At 69.5% G+C, this 19,384-nt stretch carries 19 protein-coding genes; 7 read left to right on the top strand and 12 right to left on the bottom strand.

The features are described from left to right. The first annotated feature begins 2 nt into the window (after positions 1–2). The gene (locus ON29_RS14405; RefSeq protein WP_051175193.1) at positions 3–1,433 is read left to right on the top strand and encodes an MFS transporter; all 1,431 of its coding nucleotides are present in this window, start codon (positions 3–5) and stop codon (positions 1,431–1,433) included. Between the two features lie 98 nt (positions 1,434–1,531). On the opposite strand, the gene ON29_RS14400 is transcribed toward ON29_RS14405, so the two are convergent. The 4 genes from ON29_RS14400 to ON29_RS14385 form a co-directional block, all read right to left on the bottom strand. Next, positions 1,532–2,641, bottom strand: a complete 1,110-nt coding sequence (locus ON29_RS14400) for a DNA glycosylase AlkZ-like family protein (protein WP_040866889.1) — start codon at positions 2,639–2,641, stop codon at positions 1,532–1,534. Positions 2,642–2,659: 18 nt separating this feature from the next. After that, complete coding sequence (locus tag ON29_RS14395; RefSeq protein ID WP_040866764.1) at positions 2,660–3,610, bottom strand: M56 family metallopeptidase; 951 nt, start codon at positions 3,608–3,610, stop codon at positions 2,660–2,662. Beyond that, complete coding sequence (locus tag ON29_RS14390) at positions 3,607–3,987, bottom strand: BlaI/MecI/CopY family transcriptional regulator (protein ID WP_040866763.1); 381 nt, start codon at positions 3,985–3,987, stop codon at positions 3,607–3,609. Before ON29_RS14390 ends, ON29_RS14395 begins: the two co-directional genes overlap by 4 nt. A gap of 139 nt (positions 3,988–4,126) precedes the next feature. Further along, positions 4,127–4,837 carry a MerR family transcriptional regulator gene (locus ON29_RS14385; protein WP_040866762.1) on the bottom strand — a complete coding sequence of 237 codons (711 nt, stop codon included), beginning with the start codon at positions 4,835–4,837 and terminating at the stop codon, positions 4,127–4,129. A 113-nt stretch (positions 4,838–4,950) separates the two neighbouring features. Between ON29_RS14385 and ON29_RS14380 the strand changes: the two genes are divergently transcribed. Further along, positions 4,951–6,168, top strand: coding sequence for an erythromycin esterase family protein (locus ON29_RS14380; protein WP_040866761.1), 1,218 nt, complete (start codon positions 4,951–4,953; stop codon positions 6,166–6,168). A 100-nt stretch (positions 6,169–6,268) separates the two neighbouring features. After that, positions 6,269–7,504: a DNA polymerase IV gene (gene dinB / locus ON29_RS14375; protein WP_083863492.1), complete on the top strand. Its 1,236-nt coding sequence runs from the start codon at positions 6,269–6,271 to the stop codon at positions 7,502–7,504. Positions 7,505–7,540: 36 nt separating this feature from the next. Here the strand turns inward: dinB and ON29_RS14370 are convergent, their stop codons facing one another. From ON29_RS14370 to ON29_RS14350, 5 genes are read right to left on the bottom strand one after another with little or no spacing between them, the layout of a single operon-like run. After that, positions 7,541–8,419 (bottom strand): phosphoribulokinase, encoded by an 879-nt coding sequence (locus tag ON29_RS14370; RefSeq protein WP_040866760.1) that lies wholly within the window; start codon positions 8,417–8,419, stop codon positions 7,541–7,543. An 11-nt stretch (positions 8,420–8,430) separates the two neighbouring features. Next, on the bottom strand, positions 8,431–9,519 hold the full coding sequence (locus ON29_RS14365; RefSeq protein ID WP_040866759.1) for a class 1 fructose-bisphosphatase: 1,089 nt from the start codon (positions 9,517–9,519) through the stop codon (positions 8,431–8,433). A 15-nt stretch (positions 9,520–9,534) separates the two neighbouring features. Continuing rightward, positions 9,535–10,539, bottom strand: a complete 1,005-nt coding sequence (locus ON29_RS14360) for an AAA family ATPase (protein WP_040866758.1) — start codon at positions 10,537–10,539, stop codon at positions 9,535–9,537. Then, positions 10,529–10,951, bottom strand: coding sequence for a ribulose bisphosphate carboxylase small subunit (locus ON29_RS14355; RefSeq protein ID WP_040866757.1), 423 nt, complete (start codon positions 10,949–10,951; stop codon positions 10,529–10,531). The genes ON29_RS14360 and ON29_RS14355 overlap by 11 nt, the downstream gene beginning before the upstream one ends. Before the next feature lie 21 nt (positions 10,952–10,972). Next, positions 10,973–12,415: a form I ribulose bisphosphate carboxylase large subunit gene (locus tag ON29_RS14350; protein ID WP_040866756.1), complete on the bottom strand. Its 1,443-nt coding sequence runs from the start codon at positions 12,413–12,415 to the stop codon at positions 10,973–10,975. 150 nt (positions 12,416–12,565) lie between these two features. Here ON29_RS14350 and ON29_RS14345 point away from each other — a divergent pair, with 150 nt between their 5' ends. Together ON29_RS14345 and ON29_RS14340 are read left to right on the top strand one after the other, a co-directional pair. Further along, the gene (locus ON29_RS14345; RefSeq protein WP_245548955.1) at positions 12,566–13,435 is read left to right on the top strand and encodes a LysR family transcriptional regulator; all 870 of its coding nucleotides are present in this window, start codon (positions 12,566–12,568) and stop codon (positions 13,433–13,435) included. Between the two features lie 64 nt (positions 13,436–13,499). Then, the gene (locus ON29_RS14340) at positions 13,500–14,354 is read left to right on the top strand and encodes a class I SAM-dependent methyltransferase (RefSeq protein ID WP_040866754.1); all 855 of its coding nucleotides are present in this window, start codon (positions 13,500–13,502) and stop codon (positions 14,352–14,354) included. A 48-nt stretch (positions 14,355–14,402) separates the two neighbouring features. Here ON29_RS14340 and ON29_RS14335 read toward each other — a convergent pair whose 3' ends face one another. The 3 genes from ON29_RS14335 to ON29_RS14325 are packed head-to-tail and all read right to left on the bottom strand — an operon-like array spanning position 14,403 to position 17,969. Beyond that, positions 14,403–15,983 carry an FHA domain-containing protein gene (locus ON29_RS14335; protein ID WP_040866753.1) on the bottom strand — a complete coding sequence of 527 codons (1,581 nt, stop codon included), beginning with the start codon at positions 15,981–15,983 and terminating at the stop codon, positions 14,403–14,405. Continuing rightward, complete coding sequence (locus tag ON29_RS14330; protein WP_040866752.1) at positions 15,980–16,423, bottom strand: hypothetical protein; 444 nt, start codon at positions 16,421–16,423, stop codon at positions 15,980–15,982. Before ON29_RS14330 ends, ON29_RS14335 begins: the two co-directional genes overlap by 4 nt. 4 nt (positions 16,424–16,427) lie before the next feature. After that, positions 16,428–17,969, bottom strand: a complete 1,542-nt coding sequence (locus ON29_RS14325) for a hypothetical protein (protein WP_051175192.1) — start codon at positions 17,967–17,969, stop codon at positions 16,428–16,430. Positions 17,970–18,103: 134 nt separating this feature from the next. Here ON29_RS14325 and ON29_RS14320 point away from each other — a divergent pair, with 134 nt between their 5' ends. Then, complete coding sequence (locus tag ON29_RS14320; RefSeq protein WP_040866751.1) at positions 18,104–18,523, top strand: Rv3143 family two-component system response regulator; 420 nt, start codon at positions 18,104–18,106, stop codon at positions 18,521–18,523. 473 nt (positions 18,524–18,996) lie between these two features. Further along, entirely contained in the window at positions 18,997–19,377 is a 381-nt protein-coding gene (locus ON29_RS14315) for an NADH-quinone oxidoreductase subunit A (RefSeq protein WP_040866750.1), read from the top strand. Positions 19,378–19,384 lie beyond the last annotated feature (7 nt).

Below are 19,384 nucleotides of genomic sequence, written 5' to 3'. Positions count from 1 at the left end.
CAATGCCATCCCCTGCCGCGGCGCCGAACCGGGCCGCCGCCGACTTCCGGGTCGTGCTCGCCGTCGTCTCGATCGGCGTACTGCTGTCGAGCCTGGATCTGTTCATTGTCAACGTCGCCCTTCCGGACATGTCCGCCGATCTCGGCGGAGCGCGGATCTCCGGGCTGTCCTGGGTGCTCAACGCCTATGCGATCGTGTTCGCCGCACTGCTGGTCCCGGCAGGACGACTCGGCGACCGCCGCAGCATTCGAACCACGTTCCTGCTGGGGTTGGTGATATTCGTGGCCGGCTCGGCACTGTGCGCGACCGCCTGGGACGTCGGGTCGCTGGTGCTGTTCCGCGTCCTGCAGGCCGTCGGCGGGGCGCTGCTGACGCCCGCCTCGCTCGGCTTGGTGCTCGCGGCCGCACCGCCGCAGCGCCGTGCCGCGGCGGTGCGGCTGTGGGTCGCCTTCGGCGGCCTCGGCGCGGCGCTCGGCCCGGTGCTGGGCGGGCTGCTCGTCGAATTCGGCTGGCGCTGGGTGTTTCTGGTCAACGTGCCGTTCGGCTTGATCGCGGTGGTCCTCGGCGTGCGGATGCTGCCCGATCCCGAAGGCGACGGCGGGCGGATGCCCGACCTGTTCGGTGCGGCGCTGTTGGTCGGCGCGATCGCCGGGCTGGTGCTCGGACTGGTGAAGGGTACGGACTGGGGGTGGTCGTCGGCGGGCGTGCTCACCGCGTTCGCCGTGGCGGCACTGTTGACGATGGCGTTCGTGGTCTCCTCGGCGCGGCACCACAGCCCCGTGGTGGATCCGGCACTGCTGCGCGCACCCAACTTCGCCTGGATGACCGGCAACGCCGTCTTCTTCAACGTCGCCTTCGGCGCGATGCTGCTGTCGGTGGTGCTGTGGGCGCAGAACGTGTGGGGCTGGTCGGCGATACGCACCGGTCTGGCCGTCGCGCCAGGCCCGCTGATGGTGCCGGTGATCGCGATCCTGGCGGGGCGGCTGATCGGGCGGATCGGCGCCGGGCCGGTCATCGCGGCGGGCGGGATAATCTTCGGTGCGGGCATGCTGTGGTGGGCGCGGGCGATCACCTCGACACCGGACTACGTCGGCGGCTTGCTCGGCGGCATGGTGGTCAGCGGCATCGGTGTCGGCCTCACCCTGCCGACCGCCTTCGCGGCCGGCACCAGCGGACTGCCGCCACAGCGGTTCGCCACCGGGTCGGCCGTGTTGAGCATGGCGCGCCAGATCGGTCTCGCGGTCGGGGTCGCGGTGCTGGTCGCCGTGCTCGGCTCACCCGCCGATCCGGAAGCGACACTGGAGGCGTTCCGGCGCGGGTGGTACGTGACGGCCGCGGTCGCGGTGCTGGCCGGTGTGGTCGGCGTAGCCGCCCGCATGCCGAAACCCGCCGCCGTGCAACCGGAATCGGCCACCGAGTCGGCCGTCGTCTGATCCGTCGCTTGATCCGCCGGGTCTGCGTGAGGCGACGGCTCAGCGGCTGAGGCGCTGGAATCGCCGGTCCGGGAATCTATGTGGCCCCCGCTGCATCGCTACGCGGCCCGCACCGTAAGGCTTTCGCGCCCTGCGGTCAGCGCCACGTGCGCGACAGCGGCGTCCAGCCCCCGCTTCGGCAACGGCGCGTCGTCGAACATGGTGATCTCGACGGCGTCCTCGGTGAGTTCCCAAGTGCCCGCGATACGCCCGCCCACGACGACGATCGGTGAGATCCAGCCCGCGGTCCGGCTCACCTTCGCACGGTGGGCGGCGGGCAGCGCGACGGTGTCACCGGTGCCCGGTCCCAGCACGTACTGGTCGAAGGCGCCGAGCAGGTGCACCGTTGCGCTCGGCGCGGCGGCGGCCAGCGCGTCGACCTGATCGGTCGGCAGGAAGCCGCGGCGGCCCTCCACATCGACTTCGGTGAGCAGGTCACCCAACTCGGCGAACCAGCGCCGCACCGTGGATTTGCGCAGACTGTTGCGGCTGAGCCAGGCGTCGAAGGTCTCCGGCGTCGCCGGGCCGTAGGCGCCGAGATAGCCGAGGATCGCCGCAGGCGCCGCGGCCTCCGGCTCGGGCAGGCCGGGCCAGTCGCGCACCAGCTGGGCGGGACGGGCGAACGTCACCTTGGCGCCCCGCGACGGACCGTGGCAGAGCACCCCTTGCCAGGCCAGGGGTTTGAGCAGCGCGCCCCAGCCGGAGCGCAATTCCTCGCCGAGCCGGTGGAAGCCCGGCTCGGACACCAGCGCCTCGACCAGTTCCTCGCGGGTGAGCACCGCGCCGTCGAGCACCTCGGCGACCGCCTCGGCCAGCGCGGCCACCTCCGCGGGCGAGGCGCCGAAGTTCTTCTGCCAGGCGGGCTTCTCCCAGGTGCGTGCCGAGCCGATCAGCGCGAGGCAGGCGGCGGCCAGATCCGGAGTGAGCGCGTGCAGCGTGCCGCGCATCGCCCAGGTCTTCATCAGCGCGCCGTCGCCGAGCGCGCGAACCAGCCCACCCGGTTCCGGTTTCGTGCTGCGCAGCCCGACCGCCAGTTCCGCCGCGGAGGCGACCTGGGCCTGCACGCCGCACAAACGCCCGGCGATGGCTATCGCGCCCTCGTCCGCACGGGACCGGACATACTGACGATCCAGGCGCCAAGCGAAGACTTGATCCCAGGTGGCCCGCACGCGCGCTCCTTCTCCCACTCAGCTCAGCAGCGCGCCGACACCGGCCACCGTCGCGGCCGCCAGCGCCGACCCGGTCACGGTCATCGCGATCACGCCGAGCAGGGCGGTGCGGGTGGTCGCCCGCCGGATCGCGCCGACCGGGTCGGCCAGCCGCTCGGCGCGGGCCAGGACCGCCGTGCCCGCCGCGGCCAGCGCACCCGGGGGCGCGGGCTCGACGATGCCGACGATCGCCAGCAACCCGCCCAGTAACGGCAGCGAACCGTGCTCGTCGGCGGCCTTGTCGTCGGCGCACATCTCCAGCAGCCGGGCGATCTCCGCCGCACCGACGGTGAACAAGCGCAGTCCCGGCAGCGTGGTGGCCACCGCGCGCAGCACCGCCGACAACGCCGCGTGCCTGCCGGACAGGTGCGCGCGCTCGTGCGCGAGCACCGCGGCGAGCTGGTCGTCGTCCAGCACGTCCAGCGCGGCGGTGGTGACCACGATGGTGTCGGGCCGTCCCGGCACGCAATACACCTGCCGCTCCGGCGAATCGAGCACGACCGCCCCGATGCCCGGCACCGGCCTGCCGACCAGGCGGACGGCCCTGGCGTGGACGCTGGTGCGCCTGCGCATGTCGACCACGACACCCACCGCGCGCGCGATGAGCGCCACCGTGCCGGTGGCCACCAGCGCCGCTACGGCGAATGTGGCCGCCCGGGTGGCCGCGGCGCCGTGCACATGCATGGGCGTCCACAGGAACGACACGCAGGAGCGCAGCGCGTCCTTCGGATGTCCCCAGTAGGTGGCGAACTCGATGGTCACCACCGTCGCGGCGATCCCCCAGGCGCTCAGGGCGCCGACGATCGCGACGACCCAGGCGATCACGCCCAGCCGCGGCGCGATGCCGCGATGGGTCAGACTGCGCAGTACGGGCGGACCGAAAGTGGCCACGACGCTGCCGTACAGCGTCAGGGCGATGGCAAGGTTCACGGGACTTCTGGTGACTTGCGCGCCGCGAGTCTGCGCAGCGCGGCACGCAGCCCGGCCGACTCCTCGGCGCTGATCCGATCGACGAAATGACTGAGCACCAGATCGGAGCGTCCGCCGGAACCCAGCGCTTCGAGCATGAGCCGGGCGCTGTGCTCCTCCCGGGTGAGCGTCGGCCAATATCGATAGGCCTTACCGGCGCGTTCGCGTGCCAGCCAGCCCTTGCGATGCAGGTTGTCCATGGTCGACATCACCGTCGTATAGGCGATGTCGCGCTGAGCCGACAGGTCGTCGAAGATCTCGCGCACCGTTGTGTCCTCTGCGTCCTGATCCCAGATGCGGTCCATGATCACCGCCTCCAGATCCCCGAATCCACGCACCGTACCGACTCCCTCATCCGAGCTGTGCCCCGTCGTGGGAACAGGGTACCGGTTACGGCCGGTTACTACGGAGGCAACCAGTAGATCCGTCCGCGCCGACCAGGGCTGCCGGATGCCTTGCACGACTGGGGCGGTGCCCTCACACCGGGTCGCGCGGCGTCCGATCGAGCATGGCGAGGTAGGTATCGAGCTGGGCCGCGCCGGCGAGGAGATTGCGGCTGCGCATGGTCAACCGGTCCTGCCAGGAGTCGAGGAAGGCGCTCAACGCGTCCGCCCCGCCCGCCGCGCGCAGCGACTCGACGAACCGCGCGACCTGGGACAGCCGGTAGCCGCCCCGGCGCAGCTGTCGGGCGATCTCGGCGTCGCGTACGCAGTCCGGTCCGTAGTGGCGGTAACCCGTCGCCCGGTCACGGTCGGGGCGCAGGATGCCGTGGGACTCCCACATGCGCAGTGTCGCCGCGTGCACGCCGAGCCGGCGCGCGAGTTCGCCGACGGTCAGGGGTCGGCCGTGAACAGGAGTAGGCATCGTGCGGGCCAGGCCGCCCAGGGCCGTCGCGACCTCGGTGCGGGTGTCGCGTTCGGTGAGCAGCGCGACGTGCGCGGCATCGATGAGCCGGTAGGCGGATTCGGAGTCGCCGCGGTTGGTCGCGCGCATGATGTCCGTCGCCTGCCGGTGCCCGTGGCCTGCGCGCAATGCGAGGAAGGCGCGCAGCGCCTGGGCGTGCAGGGCCGTGTAGCGCCGGTACCCGGTCTCGCTGCGCTCGCCGGGCGGAAGGATGCCCGCGTCGTCGTAGTTGCGGATCGCCTGTGCGGACAAGCCGTGTTCCCGGGCGAGGTCGATCGGCCGCAGCTCACACCTCCGTTTGAGGCTTTGATCTCTGAATACCAGGGATCATTCGCGAAAGTTTCACTCGAATATTCAACGATACTGTCGAGGGCAGTTCCTTCGGAAAGGGGTGCTTCATGTCCACTGCCGCAGCACTGCGTGCCATCGGCCGCCAGCTCGACGACCCGGCAAGCCTGGGCCGTGCCCTCGACGAACTGCTCGGCGCGCGGACCGAGCCGACGGCACTGCTGGCTCTCGGCGAGCCGACGCACGGGGTCGAGGCGTTCCCGTTGTTACGCAACGAGATCCTCTGTCACCTCGTCGAACGGGGGTACCGGTCGATCGTGCTGGAGACCGATGTCTTCGCCGCGGCGGTTGTCGACGACTACGTGGCGGGGGCCACCGCGGACCTCGACACGGTGCTCGCGACCGGGTTCAGCCACGGGTTCGGCGCGGTGCCGGGCAACCGCGAACTCGTCGAATGGCTCCGCACGCACAACGCCACCCGCGCGCCGTCGGACCGGGTTCGCTTCCACGGCTTCGACGCTCCGGTGGAGCACTCCGGCGCGCCGAGTCCGCGACGCGCACTGTTCTCGGTCACCGACTATCTGCCCGCGGCGCTGCGGCCCGGATCGGTCCGCGACCTTGACGCACTGCTCGGCGAGGACGCGGACTGGACGAACCAGGCGGCCATGTACGACCCGGCTGCGTCCATCGGAGACTCTGACCGCGCCCGTGCCCTGCGGGTCGTCGCGGACGATCTCGCCTGCGCGCTGCACCGCGCGGCACCCGGCCTGCGTCGCGCCGACCCGACCGGCTACGACCACGCCCTCGCGCACGCGCGCACCGCCCAGGGCCTGCTGCGCTACCACGCGGCCATGGCCGGTTCCGCACCCGATCGCATCGCGACCCTGCTCAGCGTGCGCGCCGAGATGATGGCCGAGAATCTGCTCGCGATCGTCGCGCAGGAGCAGCGACGCGGACCGAGCCTGGTGTTCGCGCACAACGCGCACTTGCAGCGCGTGCAGTCCCACACGCCGATCGGCCGTGGCGAGGCGAACTGGGGCAGCGCCGGCGCGCTCGTCGAACTCACCCTCGGCGAGCGCTACGTGTTCGTGGCAACCGACGCCAGTCCTGACAGTGAGCCGGGCACCCTCCAGCGCGTGCTGGCCGAGGCGACCTCCCGCCGCGCCCTGTTCCCGGCGCAGGCCCTGCGCGACGCGCTCGCTCCGTCGATCGGCACGAGCGCACCTTTCGTGCCAGGCCACATTCCGCTCACCCCGGCGGATCTGGACGGCGCCGATGCGGTCATCTTCATCGCCGACACCGACGGAAAGCGACATCAGTACTGGTAAGCCTTCGCCCCCACCTCTGATGCCGGCTCTCGGGCGCCTCGGCGGTTACTCCGAGCCGCACGGGGAGTTCGACACGCCGGACGGAGGCTTATGCGAACATATGTTCGTGTCCGATGCGTCCGTCCCCCGCAGGCCCCGGATACTCGCGCGGCCGGAGGCATCGATCCTGCATGCCGACCTCGACTCGTTCTACGCCTCGGTCGAGCAGCGTGACGACCCGCGGCTGCGCGGCAAGCCGGTGATCGTCGGCGGCGGCGTGGTCCTGGCGGCGAGCTATGAGGCGAAGGCATTCGGGGTGCGCACCCCGATGAACGGCGGGCAGGCGCGCCGGTTGTGCCCGCACGCGATCGTGGTGCCGCCGCGGATGTCGGCCTACGCCGAGGCGAGCAAGGCCGTCTTCGAGATCTTCCGCGACACCACGCCCGTGGTGGAGGGCATCTCCATCGACGAGGCCTTTCTCGACGTCGGCGGCCTGCGCCGGATCGCGGGCGAGCCGGTCGCCATCGCGACGCGGCTGCGCGCGCAAGTCCGCGACCTTGTCGGCTTGCCCATCTCGGTGGGCATCGCCCGCACCAAGTTCCTCGCCAAGGTGGCCAGCGCGGTCGCCAAGCCCGACGGGTTGCGGCTGGTCCCGCCGGATGGCGAATTGGAGTTCCTGCATCCGCTGCCGGTGGAGAGACTCTGGGGTGTCGGCGACGTCACCGCGCGCACGTTGCACGAGCACGGCATCACCCGCGTCGGTCAGCTGGCCGAACTCGGCGAGCGCCCGCTGCGGGCGATACTCGGTCCCGCCGCCGCCCGCCACCTCTATGCCCTGTCCTGGGCGCGGGATCCGCGGCGCGTCGAGACCGGCAGGCGGCGGCGTTCGATCGGCGCCCAGCGCGCCCTCGGGCGCAAGCGCCGTCCTCCCGACGAGATCGAGGCCTACCTGCACGGGCTCACCGATCGGCTGGGCAGGCGGCTGCGCGCCGCCGACCGGGTGTGCCGAACGGTGGTGCTGAGGATGCGTTTCGACGATTTCACCCGGGCCACCCGCTCCCACACCCTCACCCAGGCCACCGACCACACCGAGACGATCCTGTGCGCGGCCCGCGCTCTGCTCACCGGCGCGATGCCGCTCATCCAGGAACGCGGCCTCACCCTGATCGGCCTGGCGCTGACCAATCTCGACGACGTCGGCACCGTCCAGCTCCCGCTGCCCTTCGAGGCCCGCGCCACCGGCACCCTCGACGCGACCCTCGACGACTTGCGCAAGCGCTTCGGCTCCGCCGTCGTCACCCGCGCGACCCTCCTGCACCGGGGTGAGGGCCTCTCGGTCCCGCTCCTGCCCGACTGACGCCGACGGCGCGCGCGGCACCGGCCGCACCATCCCTCAGTACGACCGTTTCGGCCGCTTGTCCATCAACCGCAGGATCAGCGGCGTGAAGATCAGCTGCATGGCCAGCTCCATCTTGCCGCCGGGGACGACGATGCAGTTCGACCGCGACATGAACGAGTCGTGCAGCATCGACAGCAGATAGGGGAAGTCGATCACCTTCGGATCGGCGAACCGGATCACCACGAAACTCTCGTCGGCCGTCGGAATGGTGCGCGCGATGAACGGATTGGACGTGTCCACCGTCGGCACGCGCTGGAAGTTGACGTAGGTGCGGGAGAATTGCGGGCAGATGTAGGTGACGTAGTCCGGCATCCGCCGCAGGATCGTGTCGATCACGGCCTCGCTGGAGTAGCCGCGCTCGGTCTTGTCCCGGATCACCTTCTGAATCCACTCCAGGTTGATGATCGGCACGACGCCGACCAGCAGATCGGTGTACCGGGCCACATCGACCGTGGAGGTGACCGCCGCGCCGTGCAGGCCCTCGTAGAACAGCAGATCGCTGCCCGGCGTCAATTCCTCCCACGGCGTGAAGGTCCCCGGTGACTGGCCGTAGGGCTTGGCCTCGGTCTCGTCGTGCAGGTATCGGCGCACGGTCCCGACGCCGGTCTCGCCGTAGTCGCGGAACAGCGTCTCCAGTTCTTTCAGCAGGTTGGCTTCCTCACCGAAATGCGAGAACCGCAGATTGCGGGTCTGCTCGGCCTCGGCCATGGCCAGTTTCATCTCGTTGCGGTCGTAGCGGTGGAACGCGTCGCCCTCGACAACGGCCGCGGTGATCCCCTCGCGGCGGAAGATCTCCTGGAAGGTCCGGGTCACGCTGGAGGTCCCCGCCCCGGAGGATCCGGTGATCGCGACGACCGGGTGCTTGACCGACATGGTTCTCCTCTTCAGCGCTGGGCCGGACGAAACAGCGACCGTCTGCCGAACAGCGAACTATCGAAGCTGGGCCCCTCGTCGGGTTCGCGGTGATACCGCTCGATGCGCTCCACTTCGTTGCGGGAGCCGAAGATCAGCGGCACCCGCTGGTGGACAGCCCCGGGCTGCACTTCCAGCACCCGCTCGCTGCCGGTGGTCGCCGCGCCGCCGGCCTGCTCGACGATGAACGCGATGGGGTTGGCGCCGTAGAGCAACGCCACCCGCCCCGGACGTGCGGGTGGGCGGGTGTCGCGCGGATACAGGTACACCCCGCCCCGCGTGAGGATGTGGAAGGTGTCGGCGACCAGCGATGCCACCCAGCGCATGTTGAAATCCCGCTCGCGTGGCCCGTCCACGCCGTCCAGGCACTCGTGCACGTAGCGGCGCACGGGTCGCTCCCAGAAGCGCTCGTTGGCCGCGTTGATCGCGAAACCGGCGGTGTCCTCGGGAATGCGCATCCGCGGGTGGGTCAGCACGAACGCGCCGATCTCCCGGTCCAGGGTGAACCCGTCCACGCCGCTGCCGGTGGTCAGCACCAGCATGGTCGCGGGCCCGTACAGCGTGAACCCCGCGCACACCTGCTCGACACCGGACTGCAGGAAGTCCTCCGCGGCCGGACCGTCCCGCGACCCCGTGTCCCGCACGGGCGCGCGCAGCACGCTGAAGATCGTGCCCACCGGAAGGTTCACGTCGATGTTCGACGAGCCGTCCAAGGGATCGAACGCCAGCAGGTATTTCCCGCGCCGATGCGTGGCGGGCACCGGATGGATCTCGCTGATCTGTTCGGAGAGCAACGCCGAAAGATGGCCGGTCCATTGGGTTTCGGCGACCATGATGTCGTTGGCGATCGCGTCCAGTTCGCGGTGCACCGTCGGCGGGGGATTGTCCGGCCCCGAGGGGCCGAGCGATCCGGCGATCGCACCGCGGGTGACCTGATTGGCGACGATCTTCGTCGCGGTCGCGATCACGTTCACCAGGGCGGAGAACTCACCGGACGAGCCGGGATGGCGATGCTCCTGCTCGATGGTGTAGCGGGTGAGGGTCTTCAGTCCTTCTGGCATAGCGCCTCGATCTCGTCACCGGGGGGCTCGTGCGGTGGGCCCGGGGTCGGTGAACACGCTGCTGCCGTATACATCCTGATCGGTGAGCGTGATCAAATCGGTCTTGGTCAGTGGTCTGCGCAGCTCGACGAGCCGCTTGGCCTGCCGCAACCGGCAGCGGTCCAGCGCGTTGCGGACGCTGCGCGCGTTGGAGAAGCGCGGACGGGCCATCCGGCGTTCCAGGTACTCCCCGAAAGCGCTGCGCGCCGCGTCGTCGAAATGGAAGTTCTCCGCGGCCACCATGAGTCCGGCGATGTCCAGCAGTTCGGCGTGGGTGTAGTCGGCGAACTCCAAGTGGTGGGCCACCCGCGAGGACAGGCCGGGGTTGGCGGAGAAGAAGCGGTCCATCCGGTCCGGGTATCCCGCGAAGATCACCACCAGGCTGGCGCGCTCGTTCTCCATCTCCTGCAACAGGATCTCGATCACCTCCTGCCCGTAGTCGCGTTCGTTCTCCGGCCGGAACAGGTAGTAGGCCTCGTCGATGAACAGCACACCGCCCGCCGCCTTGGCCAGCGCCTCCTTCGTCTTGGGGGCGGTGTGCCCGATGAACTGGCCCACCAGGTCGTCACGAGTGACGGTGTGCACCTTGGGTTTGCGGATGTAGCCGAGCGCGTGCAGCATCTGCGCCATCCGCAATGCCACCGTCGTCTTGCCCGTGCCCGGTCCGCCGGTGAAGCTCATGTGCATGGTCGGCCGCGACGAAGTCAGCCCGAATCGCTGCCGCGCGCGGTCGATCAGCAGCAGCGCCGCGATCTCGCGCACCCGCCGCTTCACCGGGGCGAGGCCGATCAGTTCCGCGTCCAGTCTGCGCAGCGTCTCCTCGACGTCGTGGCCTGCGATGTCGGCCGACAGATCCAGCACCGCGTCCTCGCCCAGGATCTCCGGCGCCTCCGTCTCGGCGGGCGCCGTCCGCACCGCGCCGGGGATGTCGGTCCCCGGCCGGTGCAGACGGAATCCCGAGCCGTTGGGCTCAGCCGCCATACCGGTCTCCCGGGCGGACGGTGGTGGCATACGAGTGCAGGCCGTAGGTCTGCCTGCGGTCCGGGCCCTCGGTGCGGGTCAGCACGAAGCCGGGCTCGTCGGGCGGCCGCTGCACCAGGAAACTCAGTGCTGTCGTCTGCCTGGTGTAGCGGGCGTCGTAGGCCAGCACCCGCACGTAATGCCGCGGGAAAGTGGCTCGGCAGGCTTTGATCTCGGCCAAGACACCGTCGGGCTCGTCCAGGTCGAACAGCGGCAGTCCCCACATCTCCCAGTAGGCGTTGCGTGGGTGCGGATCGTCGGTGTATTCGATGGATACCGGCCAGCTGTTGAGCAGCGCGTAGCGCACCTGGGCGGCGATCTGCTCATCGGTCAGCGGCGGCAGGTAGCAGAACGTTCCGTGCCGTAGATACATCGGTTTGTCCTTCCGGGATGGTCAGCGGCTGGCCGTCGGCACGGCGTCCGGCGCGTCGGTGGAGGTGTAATCGAAGGTGACATCGCCCCAGGTAGCGAGGGCGACGTCGAGCGGGCGGCAGATCTCGGCCGCCTTGCGCAACACCTCGGGTCCCTCCTTCAGCAGGTCGCGGCCCTCGTTGCGGGCTTGGACGACCGCCTCCAGCGCGACCCGGTTCGCCTCCGCGCCCGCGGCGATGCCGAGCGGATGCCCGATCGTGCCACCGCCGAACTGCAACACCACGTCGTCGCCGAACAGGTCGAGCAACTGATGCATCTGCCCGGCATGGATACCGCCGGAGGCCACCGGCATCACGCCGGGCAGGCTCGCCCAGTACTGGTCGAAGAAGATCCCGTTGGCCGGTTCGGTCCGAATGTGGTTCTCCCGCAGGGTGTCGTAGAACCCTTTGGTCGTCGCGGGATCGCCCTCCAGCTTGCCTACCACGGTGCCCGCGTGCAGATGATCGACGCCGATCAGCCTGCACCACTTGGCCAGCACCCGGAAGCTGACGCCGTGCGTCTTCTGCCGGGTGTAGGTGGAATGCCCGGCGCGATGCAGGTGCAGCAGCACCCCGTTGCGGCGCGCCCAGTGCGACATCGACTGCATCGCGGTGAATCCGACGGTGAGGTCCATCATGACGACGACGCTGCCGAGTTCCTTGGCGAACTCCGCGCGCTCGTACATCTGCTCCATCGACGCCGCGGTCACATTGAGGTAGTGGCCTTTGATCTCGCCGGTCTCGGCCATCGCGCGGTTGACGCCCTCCATCGCGAACAGGTATCGGTCGCGCCAGCGCATGAACGGCTGAGAGTTGATGTTCTCGTCGTCCTTGGTGAAATCCAGGCCGCCTTTGCACGCCTCGTAGATCACCCGGCCGTAATTGCGCGCCGATAGCCCGAGTTTCGGTTTCACCGTCGCACCGAGCAGGGGCCTACCGTATTTGTTGAGATATTCGCGTTCCATCACCGTGCCGTGCGGCGGCCCCTGGAACGTCTTCACGTATGCCACCGGAATGCGCATGTCTTCCAGCCGCAGCGCCAGCAGCGGCTTGAAACCGAACACGTTGCCGATGATCGACGAGGTCAGGTTGGTGATCGACCCCTCCTCGAACAGGTCGAGGTCGTAGGCGATGTAGGCGAAGTACTCACCGGGCCGGCCGGGGACCTCGTCGATGCGGTAGCACTTCGCCTGATAGCGCGAGTGCGCGGTGAGCCGGTCGGTCCACACCACCGTCCAAGTGGCCGTGGAGGATTCACCCGCCACCGCGGCGGCCGCCTCGATCGGATCGACGCCGCGCTGCGGGGTCACCCGGAACACGGCGAGCACGTCGGTCTCCGTCGGCTGGTAGTCGGGCGCGTAATACCCCATCGAGGCGTAGGTTTGGACACCCGGATCCCAGCGGTCGCGTTCGATTTCTTCGGCCATCGTTCCTCCTGCTGTGCCACTGCGGGACACCCGCACCCGGGCGAACGGGCGTGCCTTGGGATTTCCAGGATGACGGGCCGGATACCGACAAACAATTTGATTGTTTCTCGCGATACTCAACCTTTTCTTCGAGTTTGTTACCGTCGTTCGATGGGTATGGTGAGCGCGGCACGGATGGAAACCTTCCTGGCCGTCGCCCGCCACGGCGGCATTCGCCGCGCCGCGGCGCAACTGCACATCACCGAAGCCGCCGTCTCCGCTGCCGTCGCGCATATCGAGAAACAGCTGGGGGCCAAGCTGGTCGCGAAGTCCGGGCGCGGCATCACGCTCACCGAGGCAGGCCGCGTCTACGCCGAATACTGCCGCGGCATCCTCGGCCTGATGAAGGAGGCGCAGGCCGCGGTGCGCCGCGCCGAGACCGGGCGCCTGCGGATCGGCGTGGTCGCCACCGCGGGTGAATACGTTCTGCTGCGGCCGCTCGCGTCGTTCCGCCGCCGGTTCCCTGACATCGAACTGAGCCTGTCGGTGCATCCGCGCGACGCGCTGTTCCTCGAATTGCAGCATCACGAAACGGATCTCGTCATCGCGGGCCGCCCACCGCGCGACACCGGGCTGGTGGTGCGCGCCCGGCGGCCGAGCAGCCTGGTCGTGGTCGGCCTGCCGGAATTCGATCCGCTGCACGCCACCTGGCTGCTGCGCGGGCGCGGCTCCGGCACCCGCGAGGCCACCCTCGGCCTGCTCGACCAGCTCCGGATCGAACCGGCCACGCTGACCCTCGGTTCGCACGGCGCCGTCTTGGCCGCCGCGCGAGAAGGTCTGGGCGTCACGCTGATCCACAGCGATGCCATCTCCCAGGATCTGGAGAACGGTGTGCTGCGCGTGCTTCCGGTCGAGGGCACTCCGCTGGACCGTCCGTGGCATGCCATCACCACTCGCACCCCGACGCCGACCACCCGGCTGTTCCTCACCCATCTGCTCGACCCGGCAGAGGTCGGCTCCGACGCCTTCCACCCCGGTTGATCGCTCTCCTGGGCGGGACGCCGGGTGCGGAGATTCGCCGGATCGATGTGACAGACTGGCTGCCATGACCCGAGGGGACGTACCGTCCGACGTGTCCGACACCGCGCGCTGGGTCGCGGCCTACCGTGCGCGCGAGACGACGCGCCGGGACGCGCTGTTCCGCGATCCGCTCGCCGACCGGCTGGCCGGGGAACGCGGCCACGCCATCGCCGACAGCGCACCCCCCATGATGCGCGACGGGTGGCCGATCGTCACCAGAACCAAGCTGATCGACGACCTCGTCGCCAAAGCGATCGCCGAGGGTTGCGACCGCGTGCTCAACCTCGCCGCCGGCCTGGACACCCGGCCATATCGGCTCGAGCTCCCGGCCGAGCTGCTCTGGATCGAGGCGGACCTGCCCGGGATCGTCGCCGAGAAGGACGACGCGCTCGCCGGTGAGACGCCGCACTGCGTGCTCCTGCGCCGAGCGGTCGATCTGGCCGACCCCGAGGCCCGCGGGAAGTTCCTCGACGAGGCGCTCGGCGCGATCGGCCCGGTCACCGCCCCCGCGTCGAAGGCCCTGGTACTCACCGAGGGGCTGCTGATGTACCTCGATCCGTCTACGGTCACCGAGCTGGCGGACGCCCTGACCCGTCCGGAAATCGCCTGGTGGCTGCTCGACCTGAGCCTGGGCATGAGGAAGATGCGTTCCGGGGACACCTTCGCCAACGCGCCGATGAAGTTCGAGCCGCCCAACGGCGTCCGCTTCTTCGAAGACCTCGGCTGGCAGCCGGCCGAGCTGGAGAACCTGCTGGTGCACGCCCGCAAGTTCCGCCGTGCACCTTGGTACCTGCGCCCGTTCACCTATCTCCCCCAGCCCGACCCCCGCAAACCCATGCGCAACCCCTGGTCGGGCATCATCCGCTTCCGTCACGCCTGACCAGGCCGTCGCCGGGGCCCCGTGCCGATCGGCGGCTGCGGCCCGCGGTTACAGCTGGCCGTGCTGGGAGTCGAAGGTCAGGACGCGTCCGCCCAGTTGGATCTGGGCGCCCGGGGCGAGGGTTACCGGCAGGCCAGGGGCCGCCCGGACCCAGTCCTGACGTCCGGGATGACGAATGTGGGTGCCGTTGGTGGAACCGCCGTCCACGACCGTGACGTCCCAGTCGACGAGGCGGATCTCCGCGTGTGCTCGCGACATCCCGCCGGAGCTGTCCTCCAGCCGTATCGGTCGCGCGCCACGCGCGACCGCCTCCGAATACTCCGGCTCGCGACCGAGAACGCAGTCGTTGTCCAGCACGAACGACGTGCCGTCGTCGAGTAGCAGCACACCCAGCGGTGGGCGTACCCCTTCGCTGAGCACGCAGGTGAGCTGATCCATCCGGATGCCGCAGACGGCGCAGAACGACACTCGCGGATCGTTGTGATGATGCCGGGCGCACTGGAAACCGTGCACGATCACCCGATGCCCCAGCGGGTTCGAGCCGGTCGAGCCGAGCGCGTCCGCGACGACCTCGGAGGAGGGCACCATCGTCTCGGCGAGATTCGCGTCGTTGGCGATCGCGTATTCCCGATCGGTGCGATGGGCGGGCCGCGCCGGACCCTGCTCGGAACCCGGCGGTATCGGCTGCGCGACCGGAGGTGTCATGCCGTCACGTGGCGCGGCCCGCCGCGCCGCCGCCTGGAGATCGACTTCCGTTGCGGTGTCGTTGGATTCCTCGCCTTTGCGCAGGCTCGGCGCCCGCCGTGGCGGTGCTCCGGACACCTGCTCGGAACCCGGCTGTGTCGCGGGACGATGCGGTTGCTGCGCGAGCTGCGGCCCCGTGGCAGGGTGCGGTCGCGGCGCCGCGACCGAGGGCGGCTCCGGGACGACGGGCGGTTCGGCCGCCGCGCGTCCTTCGAGGTGCTGTGGCGCCGCCGTTCGCCGGGGTGCGGGGCCGGGCTCCCGTGCCGATGTAGCCGCGGGCGGCTCGTGCGCCGATCGGGATGGCCGCATGGACTCGGTGCCGCCCCGGTTCTCCGGTTCGCCGTCGATCGCGCCGGGCAGCGCACCCGGCCACCGCACCGCGCCCGACCCCGGGGCGGTCCCCTCGCCGAGCGCGAAGATCCCGCGCCCCGGCAGGGCCTGCGCGGCCCAGCCCGCCTCGTCCACGAACAATCCCGCGCCGCCCGCGGGTGCGGGAGTCACCATGCGGTCGACGGTGAATCCGGCGTCCCGGCCGCGCAGCACCTCCGGGTGGCCGGGACCGGCGAGCACCGCGGTCACCCCACCGTGCAGGAACACCGCGAGGCCGTCGTCCACCGGCGTGATCACCCCGAATTCGACCTCGTCCTCCTCACCGTTGGACAGGCTCATCAGCCACGTCGTGGCCAGCCGCGCCACCGCGCGCCCGCTGCGGCGCCGGTCGCGCGCGACGGCTTCACGCACGATGTCCAGCAGCGCCGTCATCGTCCGGGCCGCCATCGTGTCCGCCGTCACGGCGCCCTCGCCCCGGTGCGCGACGACCACGACCACGCCGCTCGCACTCGCCACCAGATGGGTGCCCGGCAGCACCTCGATCTGCGCGCTCACAGGAATCGGCCGCCCTGGAACCGCCACCGGTGGAACACCACCCGCATCGGCCCGTTCACGATGAGCCAGAAGACGATCCACGTGAGAACGAATTGAATGCCGAACGCCGCGGGCGAGGGACGCAGATGTTCGGGCAGCACCACCGTGGTGTGGCGCACGAGGACCCACATCAGCGCCCCCTCGTTGACGATGGTGACCAGACCGAACAGAGTCGGCCAGTCCTTCTCCCAGCGGAACTGCTGCAGGAAATGGTAGAGCAATTCCCAGAGCACACCGACCAGAACGGTAGCCAGCAGGACCGACAACGTCACCCGGTACGCCTGACCGATGCTCAACGAGCCGGTCGGCAGGAACGGGGTGATGATCAGCGCGACGACGAAGCCGATCACGCTCAGCGCGAGAAGACGGGTCTGGATTCGCCCGTTCAAGGTAGGAAGCATGTGCTCAGATCTTCTCGTTCGTAACCCACAGCCACCATTGCCGCGTCGAGCGCAGCGGACCCATCCTGCGGCAGAACCCGACCGCGGCCAGATCGTCGGCGATCTCCTGCGCGGCGATCTGCAGCCCCAGGAAGGTGTCCACACCGGCGAACGGCCCGCCCAGCGTGGCGCTGCCGGAGGCGTACATGCGCCCGGTGCCGCTGCGGGTGCCGATCAGCTCGAACGAGGTGTCCACGTCGAGCCTGCCCAGTGGATTGCGCCCGGCACCGGCGTGGTCGAGCAGGTCGGCCAGCAGACGGTGCTCGCGGATGTCGGCTTCCAGCCCGGTGCAGTCGACGATGTAGTCGACGGTCGTGTCGAACGGTTGCGTCGGCGGCGGAAACGGCAGCGGCGCGGTGGCGTCCGGAAGAATCGTCGCGACCACGCCCTGGCGTCCCCCGGCGGGGCGCGGAGCCCGCATCGTGCCCGCCATCACCTGATACCACCCCTCCCTGCGGCCCCGGCGCAACTGTTCCTGCCAGTTGTCCCGGATCGGGGTGTTGGTGCCGGAGATCTCCTTGTACGCCCGCGCCCGTTCCTCGCCTTGCAGGTTGCGCACTTTCTGCTTCAACTGACCGCCCCACACCGACTTCGGGTAGTTGAACCCCTGATAGGCCCAGCCGTCGCCGCCCTTACGTCTGCTGAAGATGTTCTTGCCGTGCGGGCCGGCGACATACGTGCGGAACAGGTGCAGGATCCGGGTGTCCAGCCGGTACTTGTCGCGGTCGTCGATGAGCCGCTGCAGGACGCGGCTGGCCACGATCCCGCTGCCGCGGATCAGCACGGTACCGGGCCGCCGCTGCAACGCCTGGTAGACGTGCTCGTGCGGCTCGTAGGCGTTGACCACCCGTGTCGGGTCACGATGGGTCTCGCGATACTCCTGCAGGTCCGGCAGCAGCTTCAGGCCCGGATACCCCACCGCCACATGGACATACGTGCTGCGGAAGGCGACCCGCTTGGTCGGCGCCGCACCCGCCGGCGGGGTGAGGATGGTGAAGTATCCGCCGCCCTGGCGCTTGCGCACCATGCGTACCTGGCCGCGATGCAGGGACCGGGCGTAGCCGATGCGGTGGAACTCCCGCTCCATGGCGGCGAACGCCTGGCCCGCGCGCGGGGTGTAGTAGTTGGCGAAGATGGGCTCGACGAAGACGTTCCACAGCGGTTTGATCGACTTGTCCGCGACGGCCTCCCGCACCGCGTACGAGGGGAAGCCCCACATGTTGTCCGGCATCGAGGCCGAGTCGCTGCGCAGGCGCTCGCCGCGCGGAATCTGCGAGACCCGGGTCAGGTACTCGTAGGAGGCCCAGGGGTGCTCCTGCGGGCCGAGCACCGCCATCGCCTCGGCGGGCACGCCGAAGATCCGGAGCGTGTCGTAGGTGACGAACGATCCGATTCCGCTGCCGATGGTTACGAACGGCACGTCGATCACCGGAATCCCGGCGCTGCCCAGCATTTCATCGGTCCATACGTCGGTGTCGACGAGGGCCTGGGTGATATCTCCCCGCATTGGCCGGACTCTACCGGCAGATTCTTATCAACTGCTTGCCATCGGCTTTCGGCCGATGATGCCGCTGCCGGCGCACGACGCGCGCGAACCAACTGCGCCGAACCTGCCACGCGGTCCGCCCTCGCGGACGTACCATGCCGTTCGTGGCCGATTCCCCTCGTTCCACCCCTCTGCGGGTTCTCGTGTACAGCAACGACGCCGACACCAGGCGCCAGGTGATCCAGGCCTTGGGCAAGCGTCCCAGCCCGGAGTTACCGGAGTTCGAGTACCTCGAGGTCGCCACCGGTCCGGTGGTGATCGCGCAGATGGATGCCGGTGGCATAGACCTGGCCGTTCTGGACGGTGAGGCGAGCCCGACCGGTGGACTCGGTATCGCCAAGCAGTTGAAGGACGAAGTGGACGCGTGCCCGCCGCTTCTGGTGCTGACCGGGCGGCCGGACGACGCATGGCTGGCGAGCTGGTCCCGCGCGGAGGCCGCGGTGGCGCATCCGATCGATCCGCTCCGGCTCACCCAGGCCGTTGTGGCGCTGCTGCGCAGCCGTCCCGCGGCTTGATCACCGGGCCCCTGCTCGGCCATTCATAGCGATCATGAATTAGTCGCGGCCGTCCCTCGACCGCACTTCGGCGCGGAGAAACCCCGTTCCCGGCCTTCCCTCGGTAGCCCTCACGGGCGCCCTACATCCAGTGCCGTTGCCGACTCTGATCCCGCTCGGGACCACATTCGACGTCGCGATATCCGCTGTCGGCCACCAGCCAACTGACCGTTCACCCAACGTCGCGAGCGTCCGCGCGGATTACCACCGTTTCGGTCATAAATGCTTGTACTGAATTCGATCAAACGGCGGCCCCAAACCCGCTGCGGAGCGACCGTTCGGTTGTAGGCTGTGCCCTACCTCACATGGAACCGGATCCAGGAATGACCGGTTCCGTGTGGAGCCGAGGGGCGAGTCCGTCCGAGGCGGACACCGACGTCAGCCCGCCTCGGACGCTGTTATCAGCTGCAGCTCGCAAGAGGGGAAGTGCAGTCGTGAATATCGAGGTGCCGACGCTCGTACTCGGCGCGATCGCGGCGGCGTTCGCGCTGTTCTCCATCGCCCTATCGGCCCTGGTCGGGCCGAAGCGGCGCAATCGGGCGAAGCTGGAACCGTACGAATGCGGGATCGAACCCACCCCGCATGCCGTGGCCGGGGGTCCGGGAAACGTTACGGGACAACGCTTCCCGGTGAAGTACTACCTCACCGCGATGTTGTTCATCATCTTCGACATCGAGATCGTGTTCCTCTACCCGTGGGCAGTCCACTTCGATGCGCTCGGTCTCTTCGGTCTCGCCGCGATGGCGTTGTTCGTCGTCAACGTCTCGGTGGCCTACGCCTACGAGTGGAAGCGCGGCGGTCTCAGTTGGGACTGATTGCCGC

Source organism: Nocardia exalbida NBRC 100660, assembly GCF_000308575.1.
In the GTDB taxonomy this organism is placed as follows: domain Bacteria; phylum Actinomycetota; class Actinomycetes; order Mycobacteriales; family Mycobacteriaceae; genus Nocardia; species Nocardia exalbida.
Note: the sequence above shows the minus strand (reverse complement) of the source record. Positions and strands in the feature narration are given on the sequence as shown.

Bases quoted from the DNA above. Each gene is read 5' to 3' on its own strand.
- ON29_RS14340 (WP_040866754.1), top strand. From the start codon at position 13,500: ATGACCCGAGGGGACGTACCGTCCGACGTGTCCGACACCGCGCGCTGG.
- ON29_RS14405 (WP_051175193.1), top strand. From the start codon at position 3: ATGCCATCCCCTGCCGCGGCGCCGAACCGGGCCGCCGCCGACTTCCGG.
- ON29_RS14360 (WP_040866758.1), bottom strand. From the start codon at position 10,539: ATGGCGGCTGAGCCCAACGGCTCGGGATTCCGTCTGCACCGGCCGGGG.
- ON29_RS14325 (WP_051175192.1), bottom strand. From the start codon at position 17,969: ATGCGGGGAGATATCACCCAGGCCCTCGTCGACACCGACGTATGGACC.
- ON29_RS14345 (WP_245548955.1), top strand. From the start codon at position 12,566: ATGGGTATGGTGAGCGCGGCACGGATGGAAACCTTCCTGGCCGTCGCC.
- ON29_RS14370 (WP_040866760.1), bottom strand. From the start codon at position 8,419: ATGTCGGTCAAGCACCCGGTCGTCGCGATCACCGGATCCTCCGGGGCG.
- ON29_RS14365 (WP_040866759.1), bottom strand. From the start codon at position 9,519: ATGCCAGAAGGACTGAAGACCCTCACCCGCTACACCATCGAGCAGGAG.
- ON29_RS14380 (WP_040866761.1), top strand. From the start codon at position 4,951: ATGTCCACTGCCGCAGCACTGCGTGCCATCGGCCGCCAGCTCGACGAC.
- ON29_RS14330 (WP_040866752.1), bottom strand. From the start codon at position 16,423: ATGCTTCCTACCTTGAACGGGCGAATCCAGACCCGTCTTCTCGCGCTG.
- ON29_RS14320 (WP_040866751.1), top strand. From the start codon at position 18,104: ATGCCGTTCGTGGCCGATTCCCCTCGTTCCACCCCTCTGCGGGTTCTC.
- ON29_RS14355 (WP_040866757.1), bottom strand. From the start codon at position 10,951: ATGTATCTACGGCACGGAACGTTCTGCTACCTGCCGCCGCTGACCGAT.
- ON29_RS14350 (WP_040866756.1), bottom strand. From the start codon at position 12,415: ATGGCCGAAGAAATCGAACGCGACCGCTGGGATCCGGGTGTCCAAACC.
- dinB (WP_083863492.1), top strand. From the start codon at position 6,269: ATGTTCGTGTCCGATGCGTCCGTCCCCCGCAGGCCCCGGATACTCGCG.